Below are 13,547 nucleotides of genomic sequence, written 5' to 3'. Positions count from 1 at the left end.
GGACTACTCCTCGCGGGAACCTGCCAGCGGCCCGCTTGTGGGATTTTGAGACTTGCGCCGGGCCCGGCGCGTCGAGGACCACTCATCCAGCCGGACTTCGTCGCGGATGCTGGCGAGCACGCTGACCAGGCGGTCGATTTCATTGGCGGCAAGTTTCGCATGCAGCGTAAGTCGCATCAATGCCCGATTCTTGGGTGTTGCCGGCGCACAGAATACCGCGCCGAAGATCCCGCGGCTCTGCAACGCATCGCGCAGCACCTTGACTTGCGGCTCGGTTCCCGCCTCCAGACCGATGATCTGCTCGGAGCCTTCGCTGATGTTGTAGCCCAGTTCGGCAATTGCAGCCCGGGTGTCGCGGGTGATGGCGTGCAGGCGCGCGCGGCGCTCATCCGCCGTGGCGACGAAATCCGTCACGGCATCGAACCACGCAACCTCATGGCGCAGCAACCCGGAACTGAAAATGGCCGGCCGGGACTCAACCGCGAAGAAGTCCTTGAAATCGGTTGAACACGCAACATAGCCGGCGCGGCCGGCGAACGCCTTGGCCAGCGAGGCCGTGCGGAAGTGTACGCGCTCAGACAGCCCGAGCGCGCGCACCAGGCCGCCGCCAGACGGCCCATGGGTGCCGAGCGAGTGCGACTCGTCCACCACCAGCACGCTGCCCGATGCCTCCGCCAGGGCGACATAGTCCTCCAGCGGCGCCACGCTGCCGGTGGTGCTGTAGACCGAGTCCACCATGATCACGCCCGGGCCGAAGCGCTCAAGCTGGCGGCGCACGTGCTCGCAATCGTTGTGGCGCACCGGCACGGCCTGCGCGCCCGCGGCGATGATGCCCTCCCACAAGGAGGCATGCCCGTTCATGTCGATATAGACCGGAATGCCGGGCCCGGCAATGCACTGCACCAGGCCGACGTTGGCGGCCCAGCCCGACTGGGCGATCAGCCCGTCCTCGGCCTGCATCAGGTCTGCGATCTTGCGCTCGACCTGCCGCTGCGGGGTGTCGCCGTGCTGGAACACGGACGACATCAGCAACTCCGGCTCTTCATTGAGGAAGGCCCGCGCCTGCGCCTGTACCAGCGAGGATTCGCCTAGCAGGCAGAGATAGTCGTTGCTGCTCAGGTGCAGCGCGTCGGGCCCGGGCGTGCGTCCGTGAAGCAAATGATCGCCGCCCCAGAGCTTGCCCATCCGCTCGTCGAAATGTTGTGCCATCCGCGCCGTGATCCATGGCGGCAGCGTGGGGGCTTTGGCGCGAGAGGCGTGGTGCATCGAGTGCGGAGGCTCGGCTTCGGAGAACATCGGCTTTCCTTCTACAGGTCTGGTAATAGTGAGATCGGTGGCAAGGCCCTGCATGGTGGTGGCGGCAACAGATGCCGTCCGCGCGCGAGGCGGCCGCACCCAGTCCTTCCGGCGAGGTGCCATTGCTGACAAGTCGGGAGAGTCCTGTTGACGTAGCGACCACTGTGCCAGCCTTAATCAGCGATTGTGACCGGACTTCCACCAATCCAACGTCTGTTTGGAGTGGGGGGTGCCTGGTTGAGACAGCCGCGTCGTGGCCGCATCCTTCGCTGGCCGATTGGCCGATCTCTCGCTGCAAAATGCCTTTATCATCACTTATGTGACGTATGCGCTACCTGTTGCGCCGGCCCTTGAAGCCCGGGCCGGGCGTGGCTTGCGCTTGGCGGGACCTTGTCAGGCCCTGGACTGCCGAATGCTCATCATCAGTCTTGGTGAAGAACGCCCTTTTTGCACGCCCTGTATCCAGGCAGGCGGCTGCGGCAGCGCGCCATAACCAGGAATCGGGGCAACATGGGACTTGGCACCAAGGGCGGGAAATAAGGGGGACTGCCTGGTACGCAGGTTGCGGCCGGCGGCAATCGCCGCCAGCGTGACGTCGCTGGCGGCGTGTGGGGGAGGGGATGGGGGTGGCTTCGGAAAGGGGGGGGCGCTGCCCATGGCGCTTCCAGGCTGGTGCCTTTGGCGCAGGGGGTACAGGGCAGCAGCGTGCTGCGCGTGTTCACCTACGCGCCGGACCTGCCGGTGCCGGCGCGCTCGGCGGCGCTTGCGTCGGGGGCGTCTTACGCCCGGAGCCCGCCTCGTCGGTCAGCGCGGAAACGTCGACGATATACATCTGCCGCTCAGGGTCATGGATCGAATCGATGCACACGTGCCGCCCGTCGCGGCTCCAGCGTGGATGCAGGTCGCAGCGGTTTTCCTTCTTCAGGTCCGGGCTGGTGTAGTAGCTGCCCAGGTCATGGCGCACGCCCTGCGCCATGTCGAAGAGAAACAGCACGCGCTCGTTGGTGTGTGCGTCGGGATAGGTGTCGCTGAGCAGCCAGCGCTTGTTGGTGGGAGAGAAGGTCATGTGACCGTTCTCGGTCAGGATGCCGTCGCCGATGACTTCAACCTTGCCGCCGGGGCTGTCTTGGTAGAGGTGGTAGTGGATGCTGCCCGCGTGCGGTCCCCACACGCAGGCGGCGACTGAACTGAAGCTCTTTGATATCCAGAAAGGCCGGCTGCGGCCGACGCAGGAGGCGCGGCGCCTGTTCGACACGGTGCAGAACCACTTCCAGGGGCTGGACGCGGATCGAGCAGGACGTGGCGGTGCTGCGCAAGTCCGGCACCGGCGTGCTGCGTATCGGCTGCACGCCTTCGCTCGGGCTGGGGGTAATGCCCAAGGTGATCCGGCCGTTCACCGAGCGCCACCCGGACGTGCATATCCGCCTGCAAACGGTCGGCGGGCACCAGTTGCGCGAAGGGTTGCTGCATGGCCTGTACGACCTGGTGCTGACCACCAGCGAGATCGACCATCCGCACCTGGATGTCAACGTGGTGCATCAGTCGGGGGCGGTGTGCGTCATGCACCCGGAACATCCGCTGGCGGCGCGCGACACCCTTCGCGTGCGCGACTTGCGCGGGCAGTTCGTGATCCTGCTGAACGCGGACGATGCGCTGCACGTGGCGGTGCAGCGGCTCATGCAAAAAGCTGCCGTCGAGCCGTTGGCGACCATCGAGACCACATACTCAGGCACGATCTGCACGATGGCGGCCGAAGGGGCGGGCATAGGGATCGTCAATCCCTATGTAGCGGCTGTATTCGGACACGGCTTGCGCGTGGTGCCGCTCGCACCACGCTGCCCGGTGGAGGTGCGCATGGCGTTCTCCGGGCATTCCGCGCCATCGGAGATCGCGGAGGAATTCGCGGCGCTGCTGGCGGCGCATTTTCGCGTGCGCTCGCCGCTGGCGGAGAAGGCGGGGCGGGTGCGGGGCGGCTGAGCGGCGGGTGTGCCCCGCGGGGCCCATCAGCCCGCGCCGCCGCCCTCCAACACCGCCCCACGCGCCTCCATCGTCCTGCGCGCAATATTGAGCTGGTGGATCTGCGTCGTGCCCTCATACAGCCGGAACAGCCGCACATCGCGATAGAAGCGCTCGGCCACGGTGCGCGCCATATACCCGCTGCCGCCGAATACCTGCACCGCGCGGTCGGCCACGCGGCCGGCCATCTCCGAGGCGAACAGCTTGCACATCGACGCCTCCATGGTCACGTCCTCGCCGGCGTCGCGCTTGCGCGCGGTGTCGAGCACCAGTGCGCGGGCGGCGTGCAGTTCCGTATTGCTGTCGGCAATCATCTGCTGCACCAGCTGGTAGTCCGCGATCGGTTTGCCGAACTGCCGGCGCTGCGCCGCGTAGCGGACCATCTCGTCGACCAGCCGGATGGCGGGCCCCACGCACAATCCGGCCAGGTTGATGCGCTGCTTGTTGAGCGCCTTCATTGCCGTCTTGAAGCCGACATTGGGTTTGCCGCCGACGATGGCGCTGGCCGGTACGCGGCAGTCCTTCAGGTAGACATCGCCCACGGGCGAGCCGTGCTGTCCCATCTTGCGTTCCGGTTCGCTGGTGCTGAGGCCGGGGGTGCCGCGTTCGATCAGGAAGGCGCTGATGCCATGGGCGCCTGGCGTATCGGGATCGGTGCGGGCGAACACGGTGAACAGGTCGGCGATCGGCGCATTGGTGATAAAGCACTTGCTGCCATTCAGCACGTAGTGATCGCCATCTTGCCTTGCGATGGTTTGCAGCGAGGTCGCATCAGAGCCGGCTTCCGGCTCGGTCAGCGCAAAGCAGCCGGTCACCTTGCCGGAGGCCAGTTGCGGCAGATAGCGCTGTCGCTGTGCTTCGGTGCCGTCGGCCACCAGCGATTCGGAGGCGATGCCGGTATTGCCGCCGAAGCGGGCACGGAACACGGTGGCGGCCTGCGAGACCTCGATGTTCACCAGCGCCAGTTCCTCGGTGGTCAGCCCTGCGCCGCCGTACGCTTCGGGGATGCTGTGGCCGAACAGGCCGAGGCGGCGCATCTGCTCGACCACGGGCTCGGGTATCACGTCGGTGCGGTCGATTTCCGCCTCGAGCGGGATGCAGGTTTCCAGCACGAAACGGCGGATATCGGCAAGCAGCGCTTGCTGGCTGGCGGAGTCGCGGATCATTGAAGGTTTCCGGTTGGTTGTATGAGCGTGGGCGTGTGCCCTACTGTGCCGTGATGCCGGCGGTCTTCAGCACGCCGGTCCATTTCTTGGTTTCGGTATCCAGGAAGCGGTCGAACGCGGCGGTGGATTGCGGTGCCAGGTCCATGCCGAGTTCGGCCAGGCGGCGTGCAGTGGCGGGGTCGGACGTTGCCTGCGCGGCGGCCTCGGCCAGCTTGCGCACCACCGCGTCCGGCGTGCCCTGCGGCGCGACCAGGCCGAACCACCCGCCCACTTCATAGCCGGGCAGGCGCGCGGCCTCGGCCACGGTGGGCACGTCGGGCATCACGGCTGAGCGTTTTGCCGAGGTCACCGCCAGCGCGCGCAGCTTGCCGCTTTGCACCTGCTGGCGGGCAATGGCCGAGGTCAGCGCCATCATCGAGACGCGCGCGCCCAGCAGGTCGCTCATGGCCTCGGGCTGGCCCTTGTAGGGCACATGGGTGAGCTTCACGTGCGTCATCTGCGCCAGCAGTTCCGCCGAGAGATGGTTCGAGGTGCCGACGCCCGCGCTGGCGTAGGTCAGCGTGCCGGGCTGGCTGCGCGCGGCGTCGAGCAATTCAGGCAGCGTGCGCAGCGGCGACGCGGCCGGCACCACGATCACGTTGGGTACGGCACCAATGCCCGCCACCGCGCGGAAGTCCTTGCCACCCTTGCCCTGGAGCGACGGGTTGAGCAGCGGCCCGACCACATAGCTGGGGCTGACCGCCAGCAGCGTATAGCCGTCGGCGGGCGACCGGGCGACGAAGTCCGCGCCGATGGCGCCGCCGGCGCCGGTCTTGTTCTCGACGATGACGGACTGCTTCAGCACCTTGGCCATGTTCTCCGCGGTAATGCGGGTGACGGAGTCGACCACGCCGCCCGCCGAGAACGGCACGATGATCCGTATCGGGCGGTCCGGGAAGCGCGCCGCGTTGTCAGGGGCGGCCAGCGCTGGCAGCGGCATCAGCACGGCGCAGGCCAGCATGCCGGCAGCGAGCCGGCGCAACGGTTGGATGGCATCCATCTTGTCTCCTTGGGTTGCCTGCGCCGGGGGATTTCCCGCGGCGCGGTTTCATGCGGGCCTCTGGCGGGCCGCTTGTCATTGCCGGCGACATCACCGGCAGACTGCATTGCTGCGTCCTGTCGGCTAGCGCGCGCAGCTCAGTTCGATCTGCCGCACCGCCTCGCGCAGCCTTGGCGCCACCTCGCGCTCCAGCATGTTGTCGCGGTTGCGCGATGCGGCGATGGTGCAGTTCAGCGCGAACGGGTCTTCGTGCAGCGACTGGCGCACGGGTGCCGCGATCGCGTGGATCTCTGGCCGCCATTCGCCGCGGCTCAGGCAGTAGCCATGCGCGCGGAAGTGCTTCTGGTCGTCCGCCCACATCTGGTGCTCAACGTTGAAGCGCTCCGGATCGTCCACGCGCAGCCGGTTCAGCAGTGCCGTGCGCTCGTCGGCGCTGCAGGCCAGCAAGACCGCGCGGCCGATCGCGCTGGCCAGCAGCGGCCGGGTGCTGCCGATGTCCGGCTGGTAGAGGTTGCCAGGATCCAGCCGGCAACTGTCCACGTACACCACCGACAGCCGCTCGCGCATGCCCAGGTTCACCGTGCAGCCGGTTTCCCGCGCAATGGCCTCCATATAAGGCCGCGCCACCTGGCGGATCGCCAGCCCGGCCAGCATCGGGTAGGCCAGCGCCAGCACGCCGGCGCCGAGCCGGTACTTCTGGTTGCCGGGCACGCGGCTCAGGAAGCCGAGCAGCCCAAGCGTGTAGGTCAGCCGCGACACCGTCGCCTTGGGCAGCCCGGTGCGCGCCACGATGTCCTGGTTGCCCAGCACCGGGCTGGACGGCGTGAAGGCACGCAGCACCTCCAGCCCGCGCGCCAGGTTGGTGGCGAACTGGCGGTCGGTGGCCAGGGCGTCCTCGCTGGCCAGGCCCGGCAGGGGCAGGTGTTCCGGATTGCGGTCCATGCTGTGCGGTGGGTGCTTGGGTTCCATGCTGGGATCCGGGGATGGGGGCGTCAATGTTGTAGCACGACAGTTCCGCACAGCGAAACCGTACTTGCATCCGGGCCAGCCGCCTGCCACCTTGCAGCAGATGCCAATGCCGCCGGAGGCCCGCCATGCAAGACCAGGACGCACACGCTGTATCGCCAGACGCACACTGCACGGGCCCGCTGGGCGGACTGCGCATCCTCGACATGGCCACCGTGGTGGCCGGCCCGTTTTCCGCCACGCTGTGTGCCGACATGGGCGCCGATGTGGTCAAGCTGGAGCTGCCCGACGGCAGCGATCCGCTGCGCGGGCTGGAGCCGGTTACCGAGGACCACGCCCTGTACTGGAAGGTGACCAACCGCGGCAAGCGCGGCATCTCGCTCGATGTGCGCACGCCGCGCGGCCGCGAGATCTTCCTGCGCTTGCTGCCTCAGTTCGATGTGCTGGTCGAGAACTTCCGCACTGGCACGCTGGCGCGCTGGGGGCTGGATCTCGACACCCTGCATGCGGCCAACCCGAAGCTGATCGTGCTGCGGCTGACCGGCTTCGGCCAGACCGGGCCCGATGCGGCGCGACCGGGCTTTGCCCGCATCTTTGAAGCCAGGAGCGGCTTCACCAACCTGGCGGGCACCGCGCAGAGCGGGCCGATGCATATGAACTACCCGGTGGGGGACATGATCGCCGGGCTGTTCGGCGCCTTTGCGATTGCCACTGCGGTAGCCGAGCAACGCGCCAGGCCCGGCCAGCGCGGCCGCGAGATCGACCTGGCCGCCACCGAGGCGCTGTTCCGCCTGCTGGACCCGCTGGCCATCGAGTATGAACAACTGGGCCATGTGCGCCAGCGCGCCGGCAACCGCACCACCTATGCGGCGCCGTCCAATATGTACCGCACCGCGGACGACGTCTGGGTCACGGTAGTCGCTTCGTCAGACGCCACCTTCCGCCGGCTGGCCGAGGCCATGGGCGCGCCGCAACTGGCGCAGGCACCGGAATACGCCACCAACGCCGGGCGCGTGCGCAACATCGAAGCGCTGGACGGCAGCATTGCCGAGTGGTTTGCCGCGCAGCCCTATGCCGCCGTGGCGGCCCGGTTGGAGCAGTGCCAGGTGCCGTTCAGCAAGGTATTCAGCATCGCCGATATCGTCGACGACCCGCAGATGGCGGCGCGCCAGGCCATCGTGCGGCTGCCCGATCCGGACCTGGGCTCGGTGCCGGCGCCATGCGTGGTGCCGCGCTTCTCGGGCTATGCGCCGCCGTCACCGCGTACCGGGCCGGATGTGGGTGAACACAATGCCGAGGTCTATGGGCGGCTTGGTATCGGGGATGAAGAGCTGGCCCGGCTGCGGGCAGAGGGCGTGGTCTGAGCGGCGATCGGCGAGTTCAGCGGCGCGGACCGTTTCACTGCAGCGCCGCACGCAACTGCATTTCCGCCTTGCGGACTTCCTCAAGCACCAACCCGGCCACCCACGTGCGCCTGGTCTTGTTCATCCGGGACATCACCGAGGCAACACTCAAGGCGGCGTAGTGCCCCTGGCTGATCTCGAACGCGGCGCCAACCCCACCGGCGCCCGCGGTCACCAGGTTTTCGCTCTCCGAATAGCCCTGGCGCCGCGTGCGCTCCACCAGTTCGAGCAGGCGCAGCCGCGTCAGGCCAGCGGCGTCGTATTCGTCGCGGTGGCGCCGGTATAGCGCGTCGATCTCCGCATCGGGCAGCCTGGCAAGCAAGGCCAGCCCGGCGGTGCCGATCCCCAGCAGGCGCAGGCTGCCGACCATCAGGGTATGGGCCTTGATCGGGTAGCTGCCTTCTTCCATATGCAGGCAGTGTCCGTAGTCGCCGTTGCGGATGACCAGGAACACCGTGTCCTCAGTCTGGCGGGCCAGCGACTGCAGCATCGGGCGGCAACTGACCAGCACCGGCGCCCGGCTCATCGCAGTCAGGCCAAGCTGCATGGATTCGATGCCGAGGCGGTACTTTTTGGTGTCCGCCTCGCGCTCGACAAAGCCCGCATGTACCAGCCCCGACACCAGCCGGAACGCGGTACTGCGGTCCAGCCCGGTTGCCGCCAGCAGTTCCGCCAGCTCGATGCCCCGCTCATGGGCGGCGCCGATGCACTTGAGCAGCGCCAGCGCGCGCGACAGGCTCTGGGTGCCTGCCACGCCGGTTTCCGCCGGCCCCTTGGCAGCCTGATTTTTGGTCGTGATCACAATGTAATCAAATTAATCAAAAGTGCTTGTAGTGTAATCGACGTTCCGCTGGAATAAAAAACAGAGACCACGGCCAGCGTCCGGCAGCCGCACGCGGCACCGGAACGCCAGTGGCCACCATTCCAGAGGAGACGACATGACCCAGTACAAGTACGTGCACGCCCCCCATGCCCGGCCGGTTGAAGGTGCCGCAACCCGGCGCACGGCGCGCTGGCAGCAACGGCCCGAGCAATCCAACTGGGGCGATTTCGGACCCGACGACCAGCTGGGCCGCCTCAACCTGATCACGCCTGAAAAGGTCAGGCAGGGCGCGGCGGAGGTCAGGGAAGGGCTGCGCTTCTGCCTAAGCCTGCCGCTGGACTTCCCGGGCGGCAACGCCCTGAACCCGCGACGCCACCCGCCCGTCATCAAGCCGACGCCGCGCGCGCTGGGGCTGGGCATGAACTTCGCGCTGGCGCGCGAGAACGCCGAGCTCACCGATGTGGTCTGCGACGACTACGTGCACATGTTCCTGCAGTACTCGACGCAATGGGATGCGCTGGCGCACGTGGGCGGGCATTTCGATGCCGACGGCGATGGCGTTAGCGAAATGGTCTACTACAACGGCTTCCGCGCCGGCGTCGACGTGCAGGGGCCGGACGATGATCCGGCGCTGGACGGCCAGTCGCGGGCACTGGCGCTTGGCATCGAGAAGATCGCCGAGCACGGCGTGCAGGGCCGCGCGGTGATGGTGGACCTGCGCGCGCACCTTGGCGACGGCCATACCCGCGTTGGCTACCGGCAACTGGCGCAGATCATGCGCGACGATGGCGTGACGGTCGAGCCGGGCGACATCCTTTGCCTGCACACGGGGTTTGCGCAACTGCTGCTGGAGCGCAACCGCCAGCCTGAGCCGGACATGGCCGAGCGTGTCGGCGCGGCGCTTGACGGGCGCGACCCGGAACTGCACCAGTGGATCATCGACAGCGGGATCGCCGCCATCGTGGCCGACAACTACGGCGTCGAGGCCATCCCCGCGCGCCCGCAGGCGGGCCCGTGCGCCTTCCTGCCCCTGCATGAGCTGTGCCTGTTCAAGCTGGGCATGCCGTTTGGCGAGCTCTGGTACCTGACACCCCTGGCGCAATGGCTGCGCGCCAACAGGCGTAACCGCTTCCTGTTGACCGCGCCGCCGCTGCGGCTGCCCGGCGCGGTGGGCTCGCCGGTGACGCCGGTTGGCACGGTCTGAGCGGGGGCGACCATGGCGGAACGTACCTTGTTCGACTTGCTTGACGCCGCGCCTGCCGATGCGGTGGCGCTGCGCTTCGAGGGCAGCGCGATCACATACGGCGCGCTGCGCGAGCGCGCCTTGTGCATCGCCGGCGGCCTGCGCCGGCATGGCATCGGCCGCGGCGACGTGGTGGGCCTGTGGCTGCCGAACGTGCCGGACTGGCTTGGCGTTGCCTTTGCCTGCGCCCGCATCGGCGCCAGCGTCATGAGCCTGAACATGCGGTATGGCGCAAAGGAAGCCGGCGATTTCATCCGCCGTGCCCGCTGCAAGGCGCTGGTCTACATGCCGGCGTACCGGGGCAAGGACTATGACGCCCTGATGGGCGCGGTGGAGCCGCAGAGCCTGGCCACGCTTGCGCTGGCGGTGCCGTTGCTGCAGGCGCCGGAGCCTGCGCCATCGGACATCGCCGGGGCATTGGCGCACCCGTGGCCTCGGCTGGCGCGCGTTGACCTGGATGACCTGGCCGACGTTGAGCCAGATGCTGTTGCCGGCGGCCAGCCCGGCGATGCCTGCATCATCCTGTCCTCGTCCGGCACCACCAGCCAGCCCAAGCTGATCGTCCATGGCCAGGGCCGGGTGGCACGGCATGCGGGCGACGTGGCGGCCGCCCTTGCCATGCAGGGCGGCGACGCCAGGCTGCTGCTGGCGATCCCGCTGTGCGGCGCCTTCGGCTACACCGTCGCCATGACCGCGCTGGCCGCCCAGGCGCCGCTGACGCTGGTCGAGAACTTCGAGCCGGCCGAGACCGCGCGCCTGCTGGTGGCGGACGGCATTACGCACATGTTCGGCACCAACGACATGCTGGACAAGCTGCTGGACGCGGGCGGCCCGGAATGGAAGCCGCCTGTGCTGCGCATGTACGGGCATGCCAACTTCACGCCGGGGCTGACGGCTTTGCCGCAACGGGCGCAGCAGCGCGGCATCGCCATGCGCGGCTGCTATGGCCTGAGTGAAACCCTGGCGCTGTTCGCCAGCCAGCCGGCAGAAGCCCCGCTGGCGCGGCGCGAGCAATCGGGAGGCGTGCCGCTGGCCCCGGCGGCGCGCGTGCGCGTGCGCTCGCTGGAGACCCGCGAGTGCCTGCCTCCAGGTGAATCCGGTGAACTCGAGCTGCTCACCCCCGACGTCATGCTCGGCTATCTCGATGACGCCGCGGCCACCGCCGCCGCCTTTACCGACGACGGCTACCTGCGTACCGGCGACCTGGCCTACCTGAATGGCGATGGCGGCTTCACGCACCTGTCGCGCATCGGCGATGTGCTGCGCATCGGCGGCTACCTGGTCAATCCGCTGGAGATCGAAGAGGTGGTGCTGTCGGCCAGCGGCGCCGCTGCGTGCCAGGTGGTCGCAGTGGAGGCCCACGGCAGCGCCCGGCCGGTGGCCTTCGTCATGGGCGGCAGCGGCTATACCCATGCCGAGGCGGCGGTGCTGGCCGCATGCAAGGCGCAGCTGGCGGTGTTCAAGGTGCCGATCCGCGTGTTCCGGGTCGATGCCTTTCCGGTGACCCCGAGCCCGAACGGCGAAAAGGTCCGCAAGAACGAACTGCGCACGATGGCCCAGCAGATGCTGGCGGCCGAGGAGACTGCACGATGCTGAAATGGACCCATTGGGATCTTCCCTTCTTCGACGCCAGCCATGCCGCCCTGGCACGCGAGCTCGACGACTGGCAGCAGCGCCAGGCCGCGCTGGCGCCGGAACTGGAGGCCCTGCCGCTGCCGGCCCAGTGCCGCCGCCTGGCCGCCGAGCTGGGCCAGGCCGGGCTGCTGCGCTACTCGGTGCCCACGCTGCCGGGCGATGCGCGCCCGGCGCTGGACCTGCGCTCGGTGTGCATGGTGCGCGAAGCCTTGTCTTATGGCTCGGCGCTGGCGGACTTTGTGTTCTCGATGCAAGGCATCGGTGCCGCCCCGCTGTGGCTGCATGGCAGCGCCGCCTTGCGCGAGCGCTTTCTGGACGGCTGCCGGCAGGGCCGGCAGATCGCGGCGTTTGCGCTGACTGAGCCCGAGGGCGGATCGGATGTGGCCGCCACCGCCACCACCGCCACGCGGCGCGGCGATGTCTATGTGCTGGACGGCGCCAAGACGTATATCTCCAACGGCGGCATTGCCGACTACTACGTGATCGTGGCGCGCTCCGAACAGGCGCCCGGCGCCAAGGGGCTGTCCGCCTTCCTGGTCGAAGCCGGCACCCCGGGGCTGACCATCGACACCAGCCTGGAGATCGTCGCGCCGCACCCGCTGGCCACGCTGCACCTGCGCCATTGCGAAGTGCCGGCCGCCCACCTGCTGGGCGCACCGGGCGACGGCTTCAAGGTGGCGATGTCGGTGCTGGACATCTTCCGCTCGTCGGTCGGCGCCGCCGCCGTCGGGATCGCGCGCCGCGCGCTGGACGAGACCGTGGCGCGCATGGGCAGCCGCTCCTTGTTCGGCAAGCCCATGGCCGAGATGGACACCGTGCGCATGCGCGTGGCCGACATGGCGCTGGACATGGAAGCCGCCGCGCTGCTGGTCTATCGCGCCGCGTGGCTGCGCGACGTGCGCCAGGCCACCATCACCCGCGAGGCCGCGATGGCCAAGCTGGGCGGGACCGAGGCCGCGTTCCGCGTGGTGGACAGTGCCGTGCAGCTGTTCGGCGCGCTCGGGATCACTCAAGGGTGCGTGATCGAGCAACTGTTCCGCGACGTGCGGCCGATGCGCATCTACGAAGGGGCTTCGGAGATCCAGAAGCTCATCATCGGACGCAAGGTGCTGGGCGCACAGCGCTAGGGGCCGCGCCGCAATTCTTAATACAAGGAGTATCGATGGCTACAAGACGACGCGTGCTGGTCACCGGCGCGAGCAAGGGCATCGGGCGCGCCACGCTGGCGCGCCTGCGCGAGGACGGTTATGAGGCCATTGGCCTGGCACGGACCCGGCCGGCGGACCTGGCCGACGACCCGGCCTTTCATTGCTGCGACCTGAACGACCTGGCGCAGACGCGGGCGCTGGTGTCGCGGCTGGCCGCGCAGGGACCGTTCTATGCGCTGGTCAACAACGCGGCGATGGCGCCAACCACCTCGCTGGACGACGCCTCGCTCGCCGACATGGACGACGCGATGCGCGTCAATGTCAATGCGGCGCTGGTGTGCGCCCAGGCCCTGTTGCCGGGCATGCGCGAGCAGGGCACGGGGCGCATCGTCAACCTGTCGTCGCGCGCGGCGCTGGGCAAGGTGAACCGCACCGCGTACAGCGCCAGCAAGGCCGCGGTGATCGGCATGAGCCGCACCTGGGCGCTGGAGCTGGCGGCGTCCGGCATCACGGTGAACGTGATCGCCCCTGGGCCGATCGCCACCGAGCTGTTCCATACGGCCAGCCCGCCGGACGACCCCAAGACCCGGGCGCTGATGGCGGCGGTGCCGGTTCAGCGCGTGGGCGCGCCGGAAGAGATCGCGCATGCGATCGCCTTCCTGCTGGACGAGCGTTCCGGGTTCATGACGGGGCAGACGCTGCATATCGACGGCGGCCTTACGGTCAGCGCGGTCCGGGTCTGAGCCGGGCCGGGCGCCAGTGATTTCCCGACGCCGGCACCGAACCGTGCGCGGGCCACGCAAAGAGAGGAG

The 13,547-nt window shown here is 68.4% G+C and carries 11 protein-coding genes and 1 pseudogene; 6 read left to right on the top strand and 6 right to left on the bottom strand.

What is annotated here, in order from left to right; translation table 11 throughout:
• Positions 1 to 3: 3 nt before the first annotated feature.
• Together cqsA and RS901_RS33020 are read right to left on the bottom strand one after the other, a co-directional pair.
• Entirely contained in the window at positions 4 to 1,296 is a 1,293-nt protein-coding gene (gene cqsA, locus RS901_RS33025) for an alpha-hydroxyketone-type quorum-sensing autoinducer synthase (protein ID WP_316157345.1), read from the bottom strand.
• A gap of 799 nt (positions 1,297 to 2,095) precedes the next feature.
• Positions 2,096 to 2,515 (bottom strand): annotated as a pseudogene (locus RS901_RS33020) (hypothetical protein); the annotation flags it as partial.
• Positions 2,516 to 2,595: 80 nt separating this feature from the next.
• On the opposite strand from RS901_RS33020, the gene RS901_RS33015 reads away from it, so the two are divergent.
• A complete protein-coding gene (locus RS901_RS33015; RefSeq protein WP_316154871.1) occupies positions 2,596 to 3,273 on the top strand; it encodes a LysR substrate-binding domain-containing protein in 678 nt (225 codons plus the stop codon).
• A gap of 26 nt (positions 3,274 to 3,299) precedes the next feature.
• On the opposite strand, the gene RS901_RS33010 is transcribed toward RS901_RS33015, so the two are convergent.
• The 3 genes from RS901_RS33010 to RS901_RS33000 all read right to left on the bottom strand — a co-directional run bounded on the left by RS901_RS33010 (position 3,300) and on the right by RS901_RS33000 (position 6,486).
• Positions 3,300 to 4,478: an acyl-CoA dehydrogenase family protein gene (locus RS901_RS33010; RefSeq protein WP_316154870.1), complete on the bottom strand. Its 1,179-nt coding sequence runs from the start codon at positions 4,476 to 4,478 to the stop codon at positions 3,300 to 3,302.
• Positions 4,479 to 4,518: 40 nt separating this feature from the next.
• Positions 4,519 to 5,517, bottom strand: coding sequence for a tripartite tricarboxylate transporter substrate binding protein (locus tag RS901_RS33005; protein ID WP_316154869.1), 999 nt, complete (start codon positions 5,515 to 5,517; stop codon positions 4,519 to 4,521).
• A 123-nt stretch (positions 5,518 to 5,640) separates the two neighbouring features.
• On the bottom strand, positions 5,641 to 6,486 hold the full coding sequence (locus RS901_RS33000; protein WP_410054204.1) for an IclR family transcriptional regulator: 846 nt from the start codon (positions 6,484 to 6,486) through the stop codon (positions 5,641 to 5,643).
• A 125-nt stretch (positions 6,487 to 6,611) separates the two neighbouring features.
• Here RS901_RS33000 and RS901_RS32995 point away from each other — a divergent pair, with 125 nt between their 5' ends.
• Complete coding sequence (locus RS901_RS32995) at positions 6,612 to 7,847, top strand: CaiB/BaiF CoA-transferase family protein (RefSeq protein WP_316154868.1); 1,236 nt, start codon at positions 6,612 to 6,614, stop codon at positions 7,845 to 7,847.
• Between the two features lie 34 nt (positions 7,848 to 7,881).
• Here the strand turns inward: RS901_RS32995 and RS901_RS32990 are convergent, their stop codons facing one another.
• Positions 7,882 to 8,640, bottom strand: coding sequence for an IclR family transcriptional regulator (locus tag RS901_RS32990; RefSeq protein ID WP_316154867.1), 759 nt, complete (start codon positions 8,638 to 8,640; stop codon positions 7,882 to 7,884).
• A gap of 184 nt (positions 8,641 to 8,824) precedes the next feature.
• Here RS901_RS32990 and RS901_RS32985 point away from each other — a divergent pair, with 184 nt between their 5' ends.
• Genes RS901_RS32985 through RS901_RS32970 form a run of 4 tightly spaced genes read left to right on the top strand, consistent with a single transcriptional unit; the run spans position 8,825 to position 13,478 of the window.
• Complete coding sequence (locus RS901_RS32985; protein ID WP_316154866.1) at positions 8,825 to 9,913, top strand: cyclase family protein; 1,089 nt, start codon at positions 8,825 to 8,827, stop codon at positions 9,911 to 9,913.
• Positions 9,914 to 9,925: 12 nt separating this feature from the next.
• The gene (locus tag RS901_RS32980) at positions 9,926 to 11,548 is read left to right on the top strand and encodes an AMP-binding protein (protein WP_316154865.1); all 1,623 of its coding nucleotides are present in this window, start codon (positions 9,926 to 9,928) and stop codon (positions 11,546 to 11,548) included.
• Positions 11,542 to 12,714, top strand: a complete 1,173-nt coding sequence (locus RS901_RS32975; protein ID WP_316154864.1) for an acyl-CoA dehydrogenase family protein — start codon at positions 11,542 to 11,544, stop codon at positions 12,712 to 12,714. The genes RS901_RS32980 and RS901_RS32975 overlap by 7 nt, the downstream gene beginning before the upstream one ends.
• Positions 12,715 to 12,749: 35 nt before the next feature.
• Positions 12,750 to 13,478 (top strand): SDR family oxidoreductase, encoded by a 729-nt coding sequence (locus RS901_RS32970; RefSeq protein WP_316154863.1) that lies wholly within the window; start codon positions 12,750 to 12,752, stop codon positions 13,476 to 13,478.
• The last annotated feature ends 69 nt before the right edge of the window (positions 13,479 to 13,547 follow it).

It is taken from the genome of Cupriavidus sp. BIC8F, assembly GCF_032465815.1.
GTDB classification, from domain to species: Bacteria; Pseudomonadota; Gammaproteobacteria; order Burkholderiales; family Burkholderiaceae; genus Cupriavidus; species Cupriavidus necator.
Note: the sequence above shows the minus strand (reverse complement) of the source record. Positions and strands in the feature narration are given on the sequence as shown.